The sequence below is a fragment of the Microcoleus sp. genome, assembly GCF_049646505.1.
GTDB lineage: Bacteria > Cyanobacteriota > Cyanobacteriia > Cyanobacteriales > Microcoleaceae > Microcoleus.
On record NZ_JBARVX010000489.1, the window covers coordinates 1 to 1835 of the forward strand.

General features: G+C 50.2%; 2 protein-coding genes. Both read right to left on the reverse strand.

Going from position 1 to position 1835, the window contains the following annotated elements:
- Nucleotides 1-748 (reverse strand): peptidylprolyl isomerase (locus tag WBA89_RS23525; RefSeq protein ID WP_424409836.1); only part of this gene is annotated, 748 nt, incomplete at its 3' end.
- A 175-nt stretch (nucleotides 749-923) separates the two neighbouring features.
- Entirely contained in the window at nucleotides 924-1490 is a 567-nt protein-coding gene (locus WBA89_RS23530) for a photosystem I assembly protein Ycf4 (RefSeq protein WP_424409837.1), read from the reverse strand.
- Between the last annotated feature and the right edge of the window lie 345 nt (nucleotides 1491-1835).

The following is a 1835-nucleotide window of genomic DNA, read 5'->3' on the forward strand; positions in this document are numbered from 1 at the left end:
GAGTAACAGTAGCCTTTTCAATGCGATCGCCCGCTTCAATCTTATCGACAACATCCATCCCTTCCTTCACATAGCCAAAAACCGCATAGCTACCGTCCAAAAACGGCAAATCGGTCAAAGTAAAGTAAAACTGAGAAGAAGCCGAATCAGGATTGCCCGATCGAGCCATAGCAACAGCCCCGCGAGTGTGCATCAACACAGGTTTCTGGGCAACCACAGCTTGTTCTAGCGTTTGGCTGTAAGTAGGACTCGAACTACCTTTAGCTTTAATTTCCAGAGGAATCATGCGCTCGCTAGAAGTTTTCGGGTCAATAAAACCCCCAGTTCCCAGCCGCGCCGCAGGGAATTTAGGGTCTTTACCCTGGGGGTCGCCGCCCTGAACTACAAAAGGCTGAGGTTCCCGCACGACTCGGTGAAATACCAGCCCGTCGTAGACACCTTTCTGAACCAAATCGACAAAATTGCCCGCAGTAATCGGCGCATTTGTGCCGTCAAGTTCGATCGTAATTGGAGCACCTTTAACCGTCATTACCACCGTTGCTTTTCCTTCCAAGCGCGGCAAATCCTTAAATTGCGAACTCGCCGCTACAGCAGCAGGAGACGGAGACAAAGAAATGCTTTCACCAGACGCCTGGTTCGGTGTCGTAGTTGAGTTCGTCGCAGGGGAACTACCGCAACCCCCGACCAACAGCGCACCAATGATTAAAAGTGAGAACAACCACCGCTGAATTTTGATTTGCATTTGCATTTTCACTTTCAAGTTCGTACAAAAAGCCCAGGTACGCAATGCGTACCCTAGACTTATCGATTTACCAGGATAATGTGCGCGGCGCAGCGCGAACTAAATCGATCGATTTTGTGCGCCCAATAGCATCTTGCCAGACACTACCAATTTCAAATCGAAAACCCCAAATTCCAAATATCTACAGTCCTTCTAGGGGAACTTGCAAAAATCGAGCCAATTCGGCAGCTTGATTTTCCACATCAGACAAAGCAATCGGCTGTCCGACTCTAGTCAGGGGAAACTGACGGCGGTCTTTCAGCTTGAGATAAATGCTGCGGCGGGGACTGAGACCTTCTTTAATGTCCACCCGCACAGATTGCACGTCGGATGTTTTGCAAGTAAAATCAAGTTTGCGGTTTTTGCCGGGAAATCCCCAGCGAAAGATCCGAATGTTACCAGTTTTGCGATCGAACTCATTGTAACCGCCGCCGACATCCCACAGCACAGTCAGCCACAGGTAAAGCGCCAACAGCACGCCGCAGACACCGTAGAAACCCATCGCGATGCCTTGGGGGATAAAAATGAGTTCAGTCGGGTCAGCAAAAGGCAGCAGGTTCACGCGCAAGTAGCTGGAAAGACCCGACAGCAGAAAACCAGTCCCTCCAATGGTGACAATCGTCGCCCACCAGTAATTGCTGAAGCGGCGAGATCCCAAAACCTCGTAGCGCAGGACAGAATCGATCGAGGTCGTTGTTTTTGCAGTCATAAGATTAAACGCCTTAAAGCCAAATTTTAATTCAACTAGACAGCAGGAGTCCCGCACTTTAACTGTACTCCGTTGAGTGGCGGGAGGAATGCGCGCCAGGCCTGACTGCCGAACAAATCTTTGATTCCCGCTGTTACAACATTAGTTTTCACACTTCCTTCGCGCCGCTGGCTCCTCAACCACCGACAAGCCAGCCCGCGACGAAGAGTCAGCCGGCACTATAGCGCGTTGCGTGAGAACCCCGGTCTTTTAAGCCGGGGATGAAACGCAGTTGCAGCCTTTAGGCTGCGAGTAATCTGTGTTATAATTTTAACAATGCGGAACAAGTAGGCGTATCAACTACGT

What these genes read in the sequence shown, in the direction of transcription:
- WBA89_RS23530 (WP_424409837.1), bottom strand. Translation starts at nt 1,490, where the DNA reads ATGACTGCAAAAACAACGACCTCGATCGATTCTGTCCTGCGCTACGAG.